Annotated in this window: 17 protein-coding genes and 1 tRNA gene; 4 read left to right on the top strand and 14 right to left on the bottom strand. The window is 66.3% G+C overall.

Annotated elements, in window-relative coordinates; genetic code table 11:
- Positions 1-193: 193 nt before the first annotated feature.
- Together infC and thrS are read right to left on the bottom strand one after the other, a co-directional pair.
- Entirely contained in the window at positions 194-682 is a 489-nt protein-coding gene (gene infC / locus AC3XYG_RS06745; RefSeq protein ID WP_489139041.1) for a translation initiation factor IF-3, read from the bottom strand.
- 40 nt (positions 683-722) lie between these two features.
- Positions 723-2,729, bottom strand: a complete 2,007-nt coding sequence (thrS, locus tag AC3XYG_RS06740; RefSeq protein WP_489139040.1) for a threonine--tRNA ligase — start codon at positions 2,727-2,729, stop codon at positions 723-725.
- 275 nt (positions 2,730-3,004) lie between these two features.
- Between thrS and AC3XYG_RS06735 the strand changes: the two genes are divergently transcribed.
- Together AC3XYG_RS06735 and AC3XYG_RS06730 are read left to right on the top strand one after the other, a co-directional pair.
- Positions 3,005-3,727, top strand: a complete 723-nt coding sequence (locus tag AC3XYG_RS06735; protein ID WP_489139039.1) for a hypothetical protein — start codon at positions 3,005-3,007, stop codon at positions 3,725-3,727.
- Entirely contained in the window at positions 3,724-4,803 is a 1,080-nt protein-coding gene (locus AC3XYG_RS06730; RefSeq protein WP_489139038.1) for a mitochondrial fission ELM1 family protein, read from the top strand. Before AC3XYG_RS06735 ends, AC3XYG_RS06730 begins: the two co-directional genes overlap by 4 nt.
- A 37-nt stretch (positions 4,804-4,840) precedes the next feature.
- On the opposite strand, the gene AC3XYG_RS06725 is transcribed toward AC3XYG_RS06730, so the two are convergent.
- From AC3XYG_RS06725 to AC3XYG_RS06685, 9 genes are all read right to left on the bottom strand, one after another.
- Entirely contained in the window at positions 4,841-5,725 is an 885-nt protein-coding gene (locus AC3XYG_RS06725) for a hypothetical protein (protein WP_489139037.1), read from the bottom strand.
- Between the two features lie 105 nt (positions 5,726-5,830).
- Positions 5,831-6,760 (bottom strand): hypothetical protein, encoded by a 930-nt coding sequence (locus tag AC3XYG_RS06720; RefSeq protein ID WP_489139036.1) that lies wholly within the window; start codon positions 6,758-6,760, stop codon positions 5,831-5,833.
- A 70-nt stretch (positions 6,761-6,830) separates the two neighbouring features.
- A complete protein-coding gene (locus AC3XYG_RS06715) occupies positions 6,831-7,724 on the bottom strand; it encodes a hypothetical protein (RefSeq protein ID WP_489139035.1) in 894 nt (297 codons plus the stop codon).
- Complete coding sequence (locus AC3XYG_RS06710) at positions 7,717-8,652, bottom strand: hypothetical protein (RefSeq protein WP_489139034.1); 936 nt, start codon at positions 8,650-8,652, stop codon at positions 7,717-7,719. The genes AC3XYG_RS06715 and AC3XYG_RS06710 overlap by 8 nt, the downstream gene beginning before the upstream one ends.
- A gap of 208 nt (positions 8,653-8,860) precedes the next feature.
- Positions 8,861-9,376, bottom strand: a complete 516-nt coding sequence (locus tag AC3XYG_RS06705; protein ID WP_489139033.1) for a hypothetical protein — start codon at positions 9,374-9,376, stop codon at positions 8,861-8,863.
- Positions 9,373-9,774: a hypothetical protein gene (locus AC3XYG_RS06700; RefSeq protein ID WP_489139032.1), complete on the bottom strand. Its 402-nt coding sequence runs from the start codon at positions 9,772-9,774 to the stop codon at positions 9,373-9,375. The genes AC3XYG_RS06705 and AC3XYG_RS06700 overlap by 4 nt, the downstream gene beginning before the upstream one ends.
- Before the next feature lie 279 nt (positions 9,775-10,053).
- Positions 10,054-10,791: a hypothetical protein gene (locus tag AC3XYG_RS06695; protein ID WP_489139031.1), complete on the bottom strand. Its 738-nt coding sequence runs from the start codon at positions 10,789-10,791 to the stop codon at positions 10,054-10,056.
- 9 nt (positions 10,792-10,800) lie between these two features.
- Positions 10,801-12,018: a glycosyltransferase gene (locus AC3XYG_RS06690; RefSeq protein ID WP_489139030.1), complete on the bottom strand. Its 1,218-nt coding sequence runs from the start codon at positions 12,016-12,018 to the stop codon at positions 10,801-10,803.
- Positions 12,019-12,126: 108 nt separating this feature from the next.
- A complete protein-coding gene (locus AC3XYG_RS06685) occupies positions 12,127-12,909 on the bottom strand; it encodes an arginine deiminase family protein (protein ID WP_489139029.1) in 783 nt (260 codons plus the stop codon).
- A gap of 147 nt (positions 12,910-13,056) precedes the next feature.
- Here AC3XYG_RS06685 and AC3XYG_RS06680 point away from each other — a divergent pair.
- A tRNA-Ser gene (locus AC3XYG_RS06680) sits at positions 13,057-13,149 on the top strand.
- 176 nt (positions 13,150-13,325) lie between these two features.
- Here the strand turns inward: AC3XYG_RS06680 and AC3XYG_RS06675 are convergent.
- Together AC3XYG_RS06675 and AC3XYG_RS06670 are read right to left on the bottom strand one after the other, a co-directional pair.
- Entirely contained in the window at positions 13,326-14,471 is a 1,146-nt protein-coding gene (locus tag AC3XYG_RS06675) for a DUF6551 family protein (protein ID WP_489139028.1), read from the bottom strand.
- 181 nt (positions 14,472-14,652) lie between these two features.
- Entirely contained in the window at positions 14,653-15,891 is a 1,239-nt protein-coding gene (locus AC3XYG_RS06670) for an MFS transporter (protein WP_489139027.1), read from the bottom strand.
- Positions 15,892-16,014: 123 nt separating this feature from the next.
- Here AC3XYG_RS06670 and AC3XYG_RS06665 point away from each other — a divergent pair, with 123 nt between their 5' ends.
- Complete coding sequence (locus tag AC3XYG_RS06665) at positions 16,015-16,902, top strand: LysR family transcriptional regulator (protein ID WP_489139026.1); 888 nt, start codon at positions 16,015-16,017, stop codon at positions 16,900-16,902.
- A 226-nt stretch (positions 16,903-17,128) separates the two neighbouring features.
- Here the strand turns inward: AC3XYG_RS06665 and AC3XYG_RS06660 are convergent.
- On the bottom strand, positions 17,129-17,414 hold a 286-nt coding region (locus AC3XYG_RS06660), incomplete at its 5' end, for a hypothetical protein (protein WP_489139025.1).

The following is a 17,414-nucleotide window of genomic DNA, read 5'->3' as shown; positions in this document are numbered from 1 at the left end:
GTCGGGATGCGCTGGCGGTGCAGCTCCGTCCCGACATCGTCCAAGGCGATCGCCTCGATCTTCGTACCCCCAAGATCGACGCCGATCCGCATCCTCGCCTCCCACCCGTGCAGCAGTCACGACAATGTCCCCGCGCCGTCCCCCGAGAACGAGGCCAGGCAGCGGGGCCGTCCGGTCCCCATCGCGCCCGCGGCTATTTTGCCGCGAGCACCATGATCATCTGACGACCTTCCATCTTCGGCATCTGCTCGACCTTGGACAGGTCCTGCAGTTCGTCGCGCACCTTGATCAGCACATTCATGCCGATCTCCTGATGCGCCAACTCACGCCCGCGGAAGCGCATGGTCACCTTGACCTTGTCACCTTCCTCGAGGAAGCGTCGCGCACTGCGCATCTTCACATCATAATCATTGTCGTCGATGTTCGGACGGAGTTTGATCTCCTTGACATCGATGACTTTTTGCCTTTTCCGCGCTTCGTTCTTCTTCTTCTGCGCTTCGAATTTGAACTTGCCGTAATCGAGGATCTTGCAGACCGGTGGTTCGGCATTCGGCGAAATTTCGACGAGATCCAACCCCGCCTGCTCCGCAGCCCAAAGGGCTTCGCGCAGGGGAACGACCCCGATCATCTCGCCTTCCGCGCCGACCAGCCGAACCTGGGCCGTATCGATCTCGCGGTTCACCCTGGGCCCGTCGCGGGTCGGCAGGGCGTTCTGTGGTGGTCTAGCTATGGATAGCCTCCGTCAATTGCTGGGACCCCGTCTGCACCCTCCCCCTTTTGGATGTCAACGGTGATCGTGCTTCTTCCACAAGTTTATGAACGGCTTCGTCCAGGGCAAGCACTTCCTGCGCGTCTCCGCCCAGGCGTCGCAGCGCCACGCTCCGGTTTTCCGCTTCGCGTTTGCCAACCACCAGCATCAGCGGCACTTTCTTCAGACTGTGCTCGCGGACCTTGTAGTTGATCTTCTCGTTGCGCAGGTCGATTTCCGCCCGGATCCCGGCCGCCGCCAGCGCTTCATACACCTCTTCGGCATAGGAATCGGCTTCGCTGGTGATGGTGGTGACCACCGCCTGCACCGGCGCCAGCCACAGCGGCAGCTTGCCGGCATAGTTCTCGATCAGGATGGCGATGAAGCGCTCGAGCGACCCGAGGATCGCCCGGTGCAGCATCACCGGCCGGTGCTTGGCCCCGTCCTCGCCGATATAGGTGGCGTCCAGCCGCTCCGGCAGCACGGAATCGAACTGCAGCGTGCCGCACTGCCAGGTCCGGCCGATCGCATCGGTCAGGTGGAACTCGATCTTCGGGCCGTAGAAGGCGCCCTCGCCCGGCAATTCCTCGAACTGCAGCCCGGCCGAGACCAGAGCATCGCGCAGCGCCTGTTCGGCGATGTCCCACTGCTCGTCCGACCCGGCCCGCACATCGGGGCGCAGCGCCAGCTTCACCGCCACGTCGGGGAAGCCGAGGTCGCGATAGACCTCGTATTGCAGCCCGATATAGCGCGCCGATTCCGTCACCGACTGTTCCTCGGTGCAGAAGATATGGGCGTCGTCCTGGGTGAAGGCGCGCACCCGCATCAGCCCGTGCAGCGCGCCCGACGGCTCGTTGCGGTGGCAGCTGCCGAATTCCGCCATCCGGATCGGCATGTCGCGGTAGCTGACGATGCCCTGCTTGAAGATCTGGACATGGCAGGGGCAATTCATCGGCTTGATGCCGGCCAGCCGCTCCGGCGAGCCGTCTTCCTTCGTGCCGATCGCCACCTTGAACATGTTGTCGCCATACATGTCCCAGTGGCCGGACGCCTTGAACAGGCTGGAATCGACCAGCTGCGGCGTCTTCACCTCGACATACTCGGCACGCTCCAGCATGCCGCGAATGTAGTTCTCCAGCGTCCGGTAAAGGGTCCAGCCCTTCGGATGCCAGAACACGCTGCCCGCGGCCTCTTCCTGCAGATGGAACAGATCCATCTCGCGGCCCAGTTTGCGGTGGTCGCGGCGCTCCGCCTCCTCCAGCTGGTGGAGATGGACGTCGAGCTCCTTCTGGTCGCGCCAGGCAGTGCCGTAGATCCGCTGCAGCATGGCGTTGCGGTGGTCGCCGCGCCAATAAGCGCCGGCCACCTTCATCAGCTTGAAGCCCTGCCCGATCCCGCCGGTCGTCGGCATGTGCGGGCCGCGGCACAGATCCAGCCAGTCGCCCTGGCGGTAGACCGAGATCGCCTCGCTCTCCGGCAGGTCCTCGATGATCTCGGCCTTGTACTTCTCGCCCTTGGCCTTGAAGAACTCGATCGCCGCGGTCCGATCCCAGACCTCGCGGGTGAAGGCGGCGTTGCGGCCGATGATCTGGCGCATCTTCGCCTCGATCTTCACGAGATCGTCGGGCGTGAACGGTTCGTCGCGGGCGAAGTCGTAATAGAAGCCGTTCTCGATCGACGGGCCGATGGTGACCTGGGTGCCGGGATACAGCTCCTGCACCGCCTCGGCCATCACATGGGCGGCGTCGTGGCGGATCAGTTCCAGCGCCTCGGGCGAGGTCCGGGTGACGATGCCGACCTTGGCATCGCGGTCGATCACGGTCGCCAGGTCCGACAGCTTGCCGTCGATGGTCATGGCCAGGGCAGCCTTGGCCAGGCTCTTCGAGATGTCGGTGGCGATGTCGGCGCCCGACACAGGGCGGTCGAAGCGACGCACCGCGCCGTCGGGCAGTGTGATGGCGATGCCGTCGGGCTCGGCCATGAGTCTATCCACGTCTTTCATCCGGAGAAGGCGAGGCACTGTAAGGAGCAGGGGAATGCTGTCAATGGTTTGCTGCCCGACCGCCGGCGGAGTCAGGCGCCGGCGCTTGTGCAGCCACCGTGGCCAGAGGCCATGTCGATCGGCATGGGGGCAAGTTCAAGGCCCACCCGACGAGCCATGCGCGGAAGGCGGATCCACCGGGCGCGGCGGCACGTCGCTTGAGCCGACCGGACCCGCATGCTACCTCGGCAGTCAAGCGAATGGAAAAATGCCTGATGGTCAACGTCATCTGCGCGAAATGGGGCCCGAAATACGGGCCGGAATACGTCAACCGGCTGCACGCGATGGTCAGCCGGAATTTGGCGCGTCCGCACCGTTTCGTCTGTTTCACCGACGACCCGACCGGGCTGGCGCCCGGGGTCGAACATTTTCCGATGCCGGTGCTGCAGGTGCCGGAACCCCACCGCAACCTGCCCTGGCGCAAGGTTACGCTGTTCGGCCAGCCGCTCGGTGACCTCGAAGGGCCGACGCTGTTCCTCGACCTCGACATCGTCGTGGTCGATGCGCTGGACCCGTTCTTCGACCATCCCGGCGATTTCTGCGTCATCCACAACTGGACCCATCCGGATCGCCGCGTCGGCAACACCTCGGTCTACCGGTTCGAGATCGGGGCGCATCAGGACGTGCTCGACAACCTGATCGCCAACCACCGGCAGATCTTCGCCCGCTACCGCAATTCGCAGACCTACGTCTCGGATCACATCGGCGACATCACCTGGTGGCCAGACGCCTGGTGCGTGAGCTTCAAGAAGCACTGCATGCCGGGCGGGCCGCTGGGCTTGTTCAACTGGTTCATGACCCCGCGCCGCCCGGAAGGCGCGCGCATCGTCGTGTTCCATGGCGACCCGAAGCCGGAATACGCCATCAGCGGGCATTGGCCGGGGCGCTGGTCGAAACATGTCCGGCCGACGCCGTGGGTGGCCGAGCACTGGGGTTGAGTCCTCCGGCCACGACCGCGCCGGCGGAGATCCGCTGCTGGATCGTCAGCGAGAGCAAGGCCGGCACCATCGCCCAGTGCCGTGGCGTGGCCGAGAAGCTGAACGTCGCGATCGCGGCCCGGCTGACGTTGCGCTTCATGATTGAGACCCGGCTTGTGCGGCGGCCCGATCCTAACAAGACCGGGCTGGCCCGCCGCCTGAACCGGCGCTGGACCCATATCCGCAACGTCCATCTGAACCGCATCCGGCCGCCCTGGCCGCAGTTGTCGATCTCCTGCGGCCGCCAGGCCGAGCCGGCAGTCATGGCGGCCACGCGCCGGTCCGGCGGCCGCATCTTCACCGTGCATCTGCAGGTGCCGACCGTCGGCTTCGACCGGTTCGACCTGTGCTTCGTCGGCCGGCACGACTGGCGGCCGGAGTTCGACGGCCGCGACGACGTGCTGCCGATGGTCGGCGCGCCGCACCGGGTCGATGCCGCGCTGGTCGAAAGCCATCGCGCCGCGGCGGAACAGCGCTTCGGCATCCTGCCCGGCCGGCGGGCCGCTGTGCTGATCGGCGGGCCCAATCCCGGCTACGGCTTTTCCAGCGCGCGCATCGACACCATCATCGGCCAACTCAAGGGCCTGCAGGATGCCGGCTGGGCCCCGCTGGTGACCACGTCGCGCCGGTCCGACCCGTCGGTGCTGCCACGGCTGCAGCAGGCCCTGGGCGGCGGCCCGGGCTTCATCTGGGACCGCAGCGGCGAGAACCCGTATTTCCAGTTTCTGGCCATCGCCGATGCGGTGCTGGTGACGGTCGATTCGATCACCATGACTTGCGAGGCGGCGTCGACCGGCAAGCCCGTGTTCTCGATCCCGCTCGACGAGAAGCCGGGGATCTATCTCGACAAGTTCCACCGGTTCCACCGCGACATGCAGGACACGCTGGGCCTGACCCGGCCCTTTGCCGGCACGATCGAGCCCTATGCCTACACGCCGCTGGACGAGGCCGGGCGTATCGCCGGCATCATCGACGACCGCCTCGCCGCCAGCGCGAAGCTCTCCCACGACAACCTGATCGCCCGCCTGCGGCGCTGAGGCCCGGCCCACCCGGGCGGCGGCCTGCGGCGCGGCCTCAGGACATGCCGAGCCGTCGGCGGATCGCATTGTCTCCCGGCAGCAGAAGCGCCAGGTCGCGCAGCCGGCCCATCACCGTGTAATGCGACCGGATCGCCGGCAGGTCTTCGACCGGGGCCGGCAGGCCGTCATGCGGCAGGGCCAGCAGCCGGGCAAAGGGCTCGCTGGTGGCGATCTCCGCCCCGCTCCACTGCCCCCAGGCGAGGCGTTCGAATGTCGGCTCGCGATCCGGGAAGATCGGATGGTCGACCTCGATCCCGAATTTCGACAGCTCGGGGCAGAGCGAGTTCGGACCGCAATGGAAGGCCGGAATGCCGGCGATCAGCCCCTTGATCGCCGTGGTGCTGGTCCAGGTGACGGTGCAATGGGCATCGCGCAGGTCCACGGCAAGTGGGCGTGCCGCCGAGGGCATGCGGCGAATGATCGGCCGCTTGGTCTCCAGCCGGAGGCTCTGCGCCCAGCCCACTGGCATCCGCCGGGGATCGCTCATGGCCTGCGGCTTCTGCCCGACCACCAGGACATGCCGGCCCTCACGGCGCCAGGGCTGCAGCGGCACGTTCCATGAGCGCCAACGCTCCGGCCCGCCGCTGGGGAAGCGGCCGGTTCCGTTCCAGCCATCCAGCGCAACCTGGAAACAGCGGGCGTCGGCCAGCGGCGACAGCCAGCCATTTTCCAGGATGATGGCCCGCGCTCCGGCGGCCTTGACGGCGCGATACACCCGCCACCGCCGCGAAGCCCGGAACATCGACCAGCCGACCAGCACATCGTCGGGCTCGAACCGGTCGGGAAGCCCGACCTGGGTGGGACCGAGCCGCTCGCACCCGGCGATGCACTCCCGCCAGGGCTTCCGGTCACCCTGCGGCAGATCGACGAAAAACCTCATGCACCCGTTCCCCGGGGATTGTGCGGTCCCCCGCCCGACAGCGGTGATATCCGCCGATCGGCGACCGGGGCAAGCGGGAAGTGGCGCCGGCGGGGCGGGATGGCGCTAACGGGCGCCGGGCGCCGGGAGATCCGGCAACGCCCGGTACAGCGCCTCGTACTGCGCCTCGAGCGACGCGATCGCGTTGCGGAAACGGGCATCCTGCTTGCGCGCCGCCTTGGCCGTCCAGATCAGGCTGTCATCCGAGAATTCGTAATCCACCCAGGTCAGCGGCAGGTTCTGCCAGCGGACGCCCTGCCCCAGACGCTTCCGGATGCTGTAGGCGTAGTACAGGATCGTCTGGTCGATGTGATAGACCGGCCGCTGGTGCAGGACGGCCTCGATGCTGCTGGCCATCCGCTCGCAGAACCGAACCCCCTTGGGCGTCGGATTGACCCCGATGGCCGCGGCGAGCACCCGGCGCCAGGGTTCCTTCCGATGCAGGCGGAAATGGATGGTAAGGTCGGCGGCCCCGATCTGTTCGAACGCCTGGCCGAGCGGCTGCCGGATCAGGCCATCGATGTCGACGCAAAGCACCGGCGCGCGTGATTCCATCAGCAGATGGTGCATCACCAGGTAGCGGCCGCTGGTGAAGTAGATCGGCGCATCCACGCCATAGCGTTCGAACGCCCCGTCCTCCCAGGTGTAGGTCAGGTCCGTATGGGTCAGGCTCCGCCGCAGCTGCCCGACATGATCCAGCGTCTGCGGCGACGGGGCGTAGAGATGAAGGTGGAGGTGGTGCCGCTCCCCTGTCGCCTCGGCCGACAGCACCAGGTCCGACGCGAACCGGGCATAATAGATCTCGTCACAGGCGCACAGGACGATCCCCGGCGCTCCCGGGGCCGGCAGATCGCCCATCAGCCGCGAACGATGCTGGCGCAACCGTCGGAGATGGCCGGTCTTCCGCACCGTTTCCGAGAGCACGGCGAGATAGATCCGCGCGAGTTGCAGGCGGGAATGATGCAGCGTCGCCATGGTCAGGCCTGGTGTCCCCACGATCCCGCCGAATCACGCTCGGCCGCTTTCGATATCCCGAAGCCGGCCGCCGCCGGCCTCCGGGGCGATATCATCCCCGGCCGACCAGACGGCGCGCGACCAGCCCCAACGGCCCGCGACGCGCGCTGGCCGCGCGCAGCCGGCCGGCCATGGTCCAGGCCGACGACACCGCATCGGGATCGATCAGGATCTCCGGCCTGCCGTCATGCGGCGCCGCCAGCAGCCGGGCGAAGGGCTCGCCGGTCCGGATCTCGTCTTCGGTCCACTGCATCCAGGCATAGCGCCGGAACACCGCCTCGCGGTCGGGATAGACCGGATGGTCGACATCCAGCCCGCGCTGCATCAGCTCGCCGCAATTGATGGTCGGCCCGCAATAGAAGGCTGGCACGCCGCGGATCAGCGATTTGATCGCCACAGTGCTGGTCCAGGTCAGGGTGGCGAAGGCCTGGTCGAGCTGCTGGTCCAGCGGCGCTTCGGTGAAGCGGGTGCGGCGGATGACCGGCCGGCGGGTGTGGGGCACGACGCTCTGCGCCCAGCCGGGCGGCATGGCGCGAGGGTCGAGGTTGATGCCCTTCGGCCGCTGCTCGACCACCAGGATGGTCTCGCCGTCGCGCCGCCAGTCCTGCAGCGGTACGTTCCACGAATCCCAGCGGCTGCCGCTGCCGTCCGGAAACCAGCCGGTGCCGTTCCAGCCATGCAGCGCGACCTGGAAATACTTCCGGCCCTGGATCGGCGACAGCCAGCCGTTCTCGCCGATGATGGCGCGGCCGCCGGCGGCCCGGATCTGCCGGTAGATGTCGCTGCGGAAGGTGCCGCGGAACGGGGCCCAGAGGATGGCGATGTCGTCCGGCTCGAACCGGGACGGGGTGCTCATATGGACGGTGCCGAGGCGCGACGCACCTTCGGCCAGGGCCGATCCGGGTTTTCCGATCGAAACGCCCCAGAACACGAACACCCTACCCATGGGTGCCGCTGCCCCGGAGTTCGGCATAGATCGCGTGCGGCTGCTCGACATCCAGCGTGTACTGCGCCTCGAGCTGGGAGGCGGCCTGGGCGAACACCGCGTCTTCCTTGCGCGCGCCCTTGGCCGACCAGATCACGCTGTCCTCGGAGAATTCGACATCGACGAGGTGCGCCGGCATGTGCTGCCAGCGGATCCGGCGCTTGAGCCAGCGGCGGATGATGTAGAGGTAGTAGATGACCGGCTGGTCGATATGGTCGCTGGGCCGCATGTGCAGCGCCGACCAGATGCCGGAGGCCAGCTTCTCGCAGAATCCCAGCGACTCGCGGGTGTGGCTGACCCCCACGGCCCCGGCCATGACCCGCCGCCAGACGCGGCGTTCGCCGAGCCGGAAATGTAGCGTGACATCCGCCCGCTCGATCATCTTGAACACGTCGGTCAGCGGCCGGTGGATGATGCCGTCGATGTCGACACACAGAATCGGGGCCCGGCACGCCAGCAGCAGATGGTGCAGCACCAGGAACCGCGCCGCCGAGAAATAGATCGGTTTGGGAAGTGAGAGCGCCTTATAGGAATCATCTTCCCATGTGAACGACAGCGCCACATGCCGCAGCGACCGCCGCATCCGATCGATATGGTCGAGCGTATCCTGCGACGGCCCATAGAGATGCACGTGAATGTGCAGCGGCTCTTCCAGCTTCTCTGCCGACAACAGGAAACTCGGGGCAAATTTCTTGTAGTAGCCGTCGTCGCAACCGCAAAAAACAATACCAGGCGCACCCATATCGGGTGTATTGCCGCGAATTCGCAGGCGGTAAGCCTTGACCGCCTCCCGAGCCTTGGTGTCGACCAGATTCTGCAAAAGAACAGTAACCGACAGGCGCTTCAGGAACCCTCTGGACAGTCTCTTCAGTGAAGCGCCGCTCATCATTTCTTGCCTAAGAACCCGCATTTCCTCAGATTCGACCGAATTGAACTTTCAGCTCGGCATATGGAGGGCCGCTTACACGCAACCTGTCTGAAAAAGAAATACCATACCGTGTGCGACATCACACTAGGTTTGCGGTCGGCATTCCGAAGCCAAGCCGCGACCGAATGGCTCCGCCGCCCCTGGCATTATCGCGATCGAAATGTCGCAATCAGGGCACGGCCCGGGTTTCCCTGCGTTCCAGCCGGGGCAGCGCGCCATATTCCGGGGCATATTTGCTCTGCAGGTTGCCGACAACCCGCACGAAGGATGCATCCTCCTTGCGTGGGCCCTTCGCCGTCCAGATAAAGCTGTCGTCCCGGAAATCATAGTCCACGAGACTGAGCGGCAGGTGCTGCCAGCGGATGGCGGGCCACCAGCGTTGGGCGAAGCGATACAGGAAATAGAGAATCGTCTGGTCGGTGTGGAAATCCGGCCGCCGCAGCAGGCTGGCCTGGATGCAGAGCGCCATCCGCCCGGCGAATTGGAGGCCCTGGACGGTGGGGGCGATGCCCACCGCCGCGGCGAGGATGCGCCGCCAGATCCGACGCTCGCCGAGCCGGAAATGGAAGGTAACGTCGGCACCCGAGATCAGTGTGAACGCCTCATCCAGCGGGCGATGGATGAAGCCGTCGATATCGCAGGCGAGAATTGGCGACCGGGAGGCCTGCAGCAGGTGATGGATCATGATGAAGCGGCCGCGGCGAAGTAGATGGTCTCGTCGATGCCGTAGCTTTTATAGCCGTCGTCTTCCCAGCTGCAGGTCAGCCGGGTGTGCTGCAGGTTCCGGCGCAGCGCATCGATATGGGCCAGTGTCTGCGCCGACGGGGCGTAGAGATGGATGTGGATGCGATGGGCGTGCCCGGTATCCTCCGCCGAGAACAGGAAGTCGGCGGCAAAGCGCGCGTAATAGACATCGTCGCAGGCGACGAACACGATTCCCGGCCCTGCGCCGGCCTCGTCCGGCAAGGGCAGTTCACCCTGGATCCGGGCACGATGCTCACGCAGGCGACGCGCATTGCCCGAGTTCCAGAGCGCTTCGCGCAGCACGGCCAGACGCATCCGCAGCGTCAGCAGGCGGGACATCCGCCGTCTCATCGGCTCGGCCCCGTCATGCCCGGCCCCTGGGCGGGCCATAAGACACCGATCCGTTCGCCACCTATGTTGATCACTCGCGTTCCGAATTCTTTTCTTCGATACCGGCGGCGGACGCTGTCCATCGCCGGCCAGGCCGACGGCCGATGACACAGCCGGGCCCGCCGGCGCCGCCGACATCACTCCCCCACCCAATCCATGGCACAGACGGGTTAAGTTGTCTTTAGGGTCGATTGCTATTTCGCGTCCGGCGGCACGGCCAGCCTGCGGTCAGGGCCGTGGCCGCGCCAGCACCGAATCGTAATCCGCCCGCTCCAGCCCCATCACCGAGCCATGCCGTCCGGCGTTGCGCAGGATCCGGCCATCGGCCTCGAAGGCCCGGCGCAGGGTGCCGAATTCCTTCGCGTAGATCTCGTCCTCGGGCCGGGCGTACTGGTTGGTCTCGCTCTGCCCGTCGGCATAGAAATAGGTGGTCGCCTGGGCGTAGTCGAGATCGACTCCGAGGATGTAGACCTCGGCGAAGCCCATGTACCAGGCGATCTGCGCTGCGAACAGGATCACCGTCGAATCATTGCCCAGCCCCTGCCAGGGATGGTGGCGGAAACCCTGCTTGCGCAGGCCGCCGCGATAGCTGGGGAAGGTGACGACCCGGTCGGCAGGCGGCCGGAACTCCGGCTTGGCGGCGATGGTGTCGCGCACGAGATAGGTGCCGACCGGCAGGGTCGAGACATCGGCCTTGATCCGGTCCCAGCCGCGCAGGTCGCTAAGCACGTAATAGGGAATCGGCGACGGCAACCCGTGCTCGACCGCCTTGTAGCCCTTCTTGACCACGAAGAACTGCTCGCCGGCCAGCTTCGACAGGTCGAATTCGACCAGCGACGGGGCGTTGCCGAGCAAGAAGCAGCGCTGCCCGGCATGGCGGTTCTTCAGCTGCATGATCCGGCGGGTGCGGCCCGGCGCGGCCAGCGCCCCGGCCAGGGCATAGGTCTTGGCGAGCAGCGGCAGCATCGCGGCGCCCTACCCCGCCGGTTCGGCTGCCGGGACGCCCAGCAGCTCCTGGTACACGGCGAGGGTCGAGCCGGTCATCGCATCCTTGGTGTAATGCGCCGTCACGGTGGCAATGGCCTGCTGCGCCATCCAGCTGCGCTCGTCCGGCGTCAGCGACAGGGCCCGGTCGATCGCCGCCGCCAGCGCGTCCGGATCCGCCGGCGGCACCAGCCAGCCGGTCTCGCCCTCGACCACCACCTCCGGCGGCGCGCCGATATTGGTGGCGATCACCGGCCGGCCCAGCGCCATCGCTTCGACCACCACCCGACCGAAGCCCTCGGGGTCGGTCGAGGCATGCACCACCACGTCGGACAGCATGTAGGCGGCCGGCATGTCGTCGCAGTGATCGACCAGCTGGACCACGCCGTTCAGCCCCTTGGCGGCGATCTGGCCGATCAGCTCCTGCCGATAGCCGCTGCGGCCCTGGTCGCTGCCGACGATCAGGCAGTGCAGGTCGCGCCGGCCCAGCCGTGCCAGCGCGTCGATCACAACGGTCTGGCCCTTCCACCGCGACAGCCGCCCCGGCATCAGCACGATCGGCCGGTCGTCCGGCGCCCGCCAGGCGCGGGCCAGGCTGATGATGCGTTCGGCCGAGACCGCCTCGATCGCGAATTGCCGGAGGTCGACGCCGCGCGGGATGGTGCGGATCCGCGCCGGGTCGACGCCATAGGTCTCGACGATGTGACGGGCGATGTAGTCGGAGATGGCGATCACCCGGTCGCCACGGACCATGATCGAATTGTACAGCCGCTTGGCGGCGCTGGCCTGGTTGTACGGCGCATGGACGGTGGTGACGAAGGGGATGCCCAGCCGCCGGCAGGCGGCATGCGCGCTCCAGGCCGGGGCCCGGCTGCGGGCATGCACCAGGTCGACGCCGTGGTCGCGGATCACCTTTTCCAGCCGGCGGATGTTGCGCCAGATCGTGACCGGGTTCTTGCCGACCAGCGGCAGTGCGATGTGTTCGGCCCCCGCCCGGGCCAGGTCGCGCAGCATGGCGCCGCCGGCCGAGGCGACCAGGGCGCGGCCGCCCGCCGCCCCGATCGCGGCGGCGACCTCGACACAGCCACGTTCGGCGCCGCCGGTGCCGAGCGCCGGCAGCACCTGCAGGATGGTCCGGCCCCGAAGGTCCGGAACCGCGGGCGCCGCCTGGTCGGCCGCGTCGTCGTACGGAGAGGGATAAGCAGTCACGGAATACGATATAACCGGCCGGAACGGGGCGCGCACCCTACATCAGCGCCCCGGCACACGCCATGGCCCGTCATCGGCGATTCTGCCGCAATCGCAGAACCGGACCGTTCAGCCCGGCTGGTTCCACCGGAGCGACATGCAGGACAGCCCGGCATCGAGCTTGCTGGTCTCCGCCACATCCAGCGGCACCACGCGATAGCCCAGCCGGTCGAGCACCTCCGCCGTGCGCGGGAAGCCGGTTCCGACCAGGACGACATCGTTGACCCGCAAGGCGTTGGCGGCGGCCTCCTCCCCCTCCGGCACCCGCACCACGCGCATGCCGGGGAAGTAGCCAGCCAGCTGGTCGGTCGCCAGCACCGTCTCGGAATCGAGCAGCGAACAGGCGGTCTTGAAGTGCAGCACGCCCGGCGGCGGCGTCACGATCTCCGCCTTGCGGCCGAGTTCGGTCAGCAGCGCGGCCAGCGCCCCGGCGCCGCGCGCATCGGTGCGGGCGGACAGGCCGACCATGACGGCACGCGGCGTCACCAGCACGTCGCCGCCCTCGGCGAAGCCGGCCTCCATCTCCAGCACCCGGTCGAATCGGGCGCGCAGTTCGGCGGCGAGTTCGGCCGCCTCGCCCAACCGGGTCGGCGCGCCGGGGCGCAGCAGGATGGCGCCCTCGGGGAAGGTCAGCGCCGGATCCTCCATGAACACCGAATCCGGGAAGCCGGCGAGCGCCGGCAGCACCTCGACCGCCACGCCGGCCGCCTCCAGCGCCGCGACATAGGCCGCGTGCTCGGCCCGGAACCGATGCATCTCCGGCGCGCCGCGATCGACGGCCCGCAGCCCGTCGACGGCGGAATCGCCGGGCTGCCGGGCCAATGCCCGACCAAACCGGAACACCTCGGCCATGTCTCTCTCCCAGCTTCCCTGTGCGTTTTTGCGGCGCCGACTCTATCGCGCGGCCGGCCCGGTCGCCATGCCGGAAGCGCCGCAAAAAAACACGCATAAGTCCGCTTGCCGAAGCAGGGCCTCGTGAGTATTGTCCCGCCTCCAGACGGAGGGGTGGCCGAGTGGTTGAAGGCGCTCGCCTGGAAAGCGGGTATACGGTGTTGAGCCGTATCGTGGGTTCGAATCCCATCCCCTCCGCCATTTTCACAACGTTTCTAAAATTGTTTCGTGATATCTGCTGAATGACGCAGCGGGGCCACGTGACGCCGCCACTAGCCAGCACACGCCAGTCATACAGGCGCGCCTCCTGCTGAGACATTGAGTAGCAATAGCGGCGGGCGCTGTGCCGACATGGCAGACGCACAGCGCCCGTTTGACTAAGATGCTATGATTTCATCATTAATGCGCTTCATGGTTTCTAATATTGCAGCGTGCATTGCAATCGATCGTGCATTTCCACCGTGATGATTCCGAACAAAATTTCCCCATCCAGCGACATCGAATATCCGCAGGGCTACCGCCAACTTATCCGGATCAAAGCCTTCCGGTGGACATGCAAATATCTTAATTAGGCCGCCAAAAAGGGAAGCACCGTGGATCAAGGCTTGTCCATTAAAGGCTTCTGCGACGCTTGTGAGTGCTGCCGAAACGATCGATTCATCATGCTGACGTAGCGCCGTGGCTATAGACGCCGTAAACGCAATTTGGCCAGGTTTCCATGCTGCAGATGAAGTGTTTTTTCCTATCACTAACCCAGCCTCTGTAACGAGACGAAAAATTTCAAGTGCATCTTCATCAGCGGCCGCGAGTGCCGCATGGAAGTCATCGAGCCTATTCATTGGCTTGCGTGCCCGATTTGCGACGATGAACATGCGGGCTTCGTCTTCAGGGCTGGCATAGGTGAACAGGCAACACGGCAGTTGTGGTAAATCGCCGCGTTGAACAGCAGCTGCCCATCGATGCTGACCGTCGATAATAACTTTAGAGCCGTCTGAGCGCCTTGAAACCACAAGTGGAGCACATAGCCTCCAATCGAATTTAGTGGCTATGCTGGCAATCAGCCGGCGCGATCCTGCATTTTCGATGGATCTCTGGTATGATAGGTCAACAGTAAGCTCTGATGTGTGAACCCATTCGATGCTGGGCATGATCCCAATGGCCGGCCTGAAAATTTTTTTCCGCTCAACCTCGCTCTTCTGTTTATTCGTTATTTTTCCTCTCGATCCAAACTGGGCTGATTTTCCTGGGCCAACTGTTGCTATGGACGGAAAATTTTCCGCTTTGAGACCATCGACAAATTGCGACACTTCGTCGAGCGAACGTGACCAAATACCATTTCCATATTTTAGCACGATATTGCCCACGTGTACGCGAGCCGCACCAATAGGCGTTCCAATGATGAACGTACCATTAGGCGCCACATCACCGATTATCTGCTCTCTCACCCATGCCGGGATTGGTGAGCTATCGTTTGTCCAACCGCAGACATCGCCGCGCAATGAAAGGCGTTGCTGAAGATTCATCTCACTTCTCCTGAAAGCTCGCGAACAGAACGCCCGCGAGACAGACAGGCTGAAGATGTTTGGCTACATGAGTGAGATCGGGGAAATCAATAAACCTGCAATTCGACATGCATTGGCGGGCTACGCTTGCACCAGCAACATGAAGTGCCCTATCACGCTAGCCCCAGCAGCATCTCCGCCCTCACCGCCTCCCGGCCGATGGAAAGCCATGCGTCTTCGCCCGCCAGGCGACCAGCAGCGTCGGGATTAGCAGCAGAATCAGCGCCCAGGGGAAGGCCGCGGTGCCGAGTGTCTCCAGCAGGACACCGCCGGCCAGACCGCCGCCGGCGATGGCGATGTTCCAGACCGTGACGATCATCGATTGGGCGACATCGGCCGCCTCCCCCGCCGTCTTGGCGGATGCGGTCTGGAACAGGGTCGCCGCGCCGCCATAGGCGAGACCCCAGGCGCCGACCGCCGCGATGACCGCGGCGGGATTGCCGCCCCACAGGCCGAGGGCCGCGGCGGCCAGGATGAACAGCGCGGTGCTGGCCAGCACCAGCTCGCGCAGCCGGCGGTCGATCAGCACGCCGGTGATCCAGATGCCGACCAGGGCGGCGACGCCGAAGACCAGCAGGACGATGTCGATCGCGCCGGCCAGGCCGGCCGGGCCGACGAAGGGCGCGACGTAGGTGTAGAGGATGTTGTGCGCCAGCACGAAGGCGAGCGTGACGAACAGCAGCGGCCGGATGCCCGGCAGCAGGAACACCCGGCCGAGCGGCAGGCGCCGGTCCGCCGCCTGGCCGGGAAAGTCCGGCACCTTGGCCAGCACCCAGCCGATCAGGATCAGGGTCAGGCCGCTCACGATGCCGAAGGTGACGCGCCAGCCGACCGCGCTGCCCAGGAAGGTGCCGGCCGGAATGCCGAGCGACAGCGCCAGCGGGATGCCGACCATGACGATGGCGATCGCCCGGCCCTTCTGCTGGTCCGGCACCATGCGGGCGGCATAGCCGGCGACCAGCGCCCACAGCAGCCCGGCGAACACCCCGGCGAAGAACCGGGCGCCGAGCGTCAGCCCGTAATTGGTCGACACCGCCGTGACCGTGTTGACGATGGCGAAACCGCCGATGGCGACGAGCAGCAGCGGCCGCCGCCGCCAGCCCTGGGTGGCCGCGGTCAGCGGGATCGCCGTGACCAGCGTGCCGATGGCGTAGACGGTGACAAGCTGGCCGACCAGCGCATCCGAGACACCCAGCCCGGCATTCATCTGCGGCAGTAGTCCCGCCGGCAGCGCCTCGGTCAGGACGGTGATGAAGGCGGCCATCGCCAGGGCCAGCAGGCCTGCCATGGGCAGGCGGTCCGGCCGGGATGGCGCCGTATCGGTGCGCCGCTGCCCCGCAAGGCCGGTCGCGTCGTCGCGTGTCGTGATGGTCGAGGTCATGAAACCGTCCGCCCGTGGGGTTGAGCCTTGTCCACGGAAAAGATGATCGCTGCCGCAACTTCGGAGAATTGCGCTACAGTTCCCAACACATCGGACGATCTTGTCCGCAATGAGGATCGGACGATGGACAACCTCGGCCCGCTCAACGCCTTCGTCCAGGCCGCCGACACCCGCAGCTTCACGACCGCCGGCCGGCAGCTCGGCGTGTCGTCCTCGGCGATCGGCAAGGCCATCACCCGGCTGGAGGAGCGGCTGGGCGTGCGGCTGTTCCACCGCTCCACCCGCACGATCACGCTGACGCCGGAGGGCGCCTGCTTCCTCGAGCGCTGCCGGCGCATCCTGTGCGAGATCGAGGCGGCCGAGCTGGAGCTGGCCCAGACCCAGGGCGCGCCGCGCGGCCGGCTGCGCGTCAGCCTGCCGCTGGTCGGCATGCTGATGATGCCGGCGCTGACCGCCTTCATGCGGGCCTATCCGGCGATCGAACTCGACCTCGATTTCACCGACCGGCTGGTCGACGTGATCGATGAAGGCTTCGACGCCGTGGTCCGCGCCGGCGAGGTCAGCGATTCGCGCCTGATGACCCGCAATTTGGGCACATTCCGGCTCATGCTGGTCGGCGCCGCAGGCTATTTCGCGCGGCACGGCACGCCCGAGGTGCCGGACGACCTGAAATCTCACGCCTGCCTGCACCACCGCTTCGCCACCACCGCCAGGCTGGAGCGCTGGCCGCTGCGCCGCGGGCCCGGCGAGGCCGAGATCGACCTGCCGGTGACCGCCGTGGCGAACACGATCGAGCCGCTGATCCACATGGCCGAACAGGGGCTCGGCATCGCCTGCCTGCCGGACTTCGCCATCCGCCGCCAGCTCGCCGACGGCACGCTGGTCGCAATCCTCGGCCCGCACACCCCGCATTCCGGCGTGTTCCGCATGCTGTGGCCGTCGAGCCGCTACCTCTCGCCGAAGCTCAGGGTGTTCGTCGACTTCATGGCGCTGAGGCTCTTCGCGGCCTGAGGCCGGACCGGCCTCAGGCCGTCCACGCTCCCCTGTGCGCGCCGTTACATCCCGGCGGCACGTCCGACCTCAGACTCTGCGCATTGAGGCCATCAAGTGGGGACGAGATGGGTGAACGATTGGTGTGGACCGCGCTGGCCTGCGGGCTGTCGCTGGCTGCCTGTGTGTCGAAGCCGGAACCGAGGCCGCCGTCGGATCTGGACGTCTTTGCCTTTCAGGGCGTGTCTCAGATGATGGTCTGCCTGGTCAGGGAGTCAGGTGAGACAGCGGCAGACCATATGGACAGGGCCATGGAGTGCGCCCGAAAAGGGGATGCGGTGAATGATTGGCTGGCCTCCGGCTGCGGTATCGTGCCGGCCCATGCGCGCCGGTCCGTAGAGCCCGACCCGTCCGACCCGGACAGAATTCCGCCGCCGACCCAGCCCTTGCCGCGCGAGGTCTGCGCATTTTTCTTTCCTTCATCGGTCCGATCACCGTAATCCGCAGCGCCGCATAGAGACACGGCCTCGGCA

The sequence above is a fragment of the Inquilinus sp. genome (assembly GCF_057815775.1).
This window is presented reverse-complemented; position numbering and strand designations above follow the sequence as displayed.

Excerpts from the sequence above, each read along its gene's own strand:
- AC3XYG_RS06715 (WP_489139035.1), bottom strand. The coding sequence starts at position 7,724 with ATGGGTAGGGTGTTCGTGTTCTGGGGCGTTTCGATCGGAAAACCCGGA.
- AC3XYG_RS06665 (WP_489139026.1), top strand. The coding sequence starts at position 16,015 with ATGGACAACCTCGGCCCGCTCAACGCCTTCGTCCAGGCCGCCGACACC.
- AC3XYG_RS06725 (WP_489139037.1), bottom strand. The coding sequence starts at position 5,725 with ATGAGGTTTTTCGTCGATCTGCCGCAGGGTGACCGGAAGCCCTGGCGG.
- AC3XYG_RS06710 (WP_489139034.1), bottom strand. The coding sequence starts at position 8,652 with ATGATGAGCGGCGCTTCACTGAAGAGACTGTCCAGAGGGTTCCTGAAG.
- thrS (WP_489139040.1), bottom strand. The coding sequence starts at position 2,729 with ATGGCCGAGCCCGACGGCATCGCCATCACACTGCCCGACGGCGCGGTG.
- AC3XYG_RS06735 (WP_489139039.1), top strand. The coding sequence starts at position 3,005 with ATGGTCAACGTCATCTGCGCGAAATGGGGCCCGAAATACGGGCCGGAA.
- AC3XYG_RS06685 (WP_489139029.1), bottom strand. The coding sequence starts at position 12,909 with ATGGCCGAGGTGTTCCGGTTTGGTCGGGCATTGGCCCGGCAGCCCGGC.
- AC3XYG_RS06695 (WP_489139031.1), bottom strand. The coding sequence starts at position 10,791 with ATGCTGCCGCTGCTCGCCAAGACCTATGCCCTGGCCGGGGCGCTGGCC.
- AC3XYG_RS06705 (WP_489139033.1), bottom strand. The coding sequence starts at position 9,376 with ATGATCCATCACCTGCTGCAGGCCTCCCGGTCGCCAATTCTCGCCTGC.
- AC3XYG_RS06675 (WP_489139028.1), bottom strand. The coding sequence starts at position 14,471 with ATGAATCTTCAGCAACGCCTTTCATTGCGCGGCGATGTCTGCGGTTGG.
- AC3XYG_RS06670 (WP_489139027.1), bottom strand. The coding sequence starts at position 15,891 with ATGACCTCGACCATCACGACACGCGACGACGCGACCGGCCTTGCGGGG.
- AC3XYG_RS06700 (WP_489139032.1), bottom strand. The coding sequence starts at position 9,774 with ATGTCCCGCCTGCTGACGCTGCGGATGCGTCTGGCCGTGCTGCGCGAA.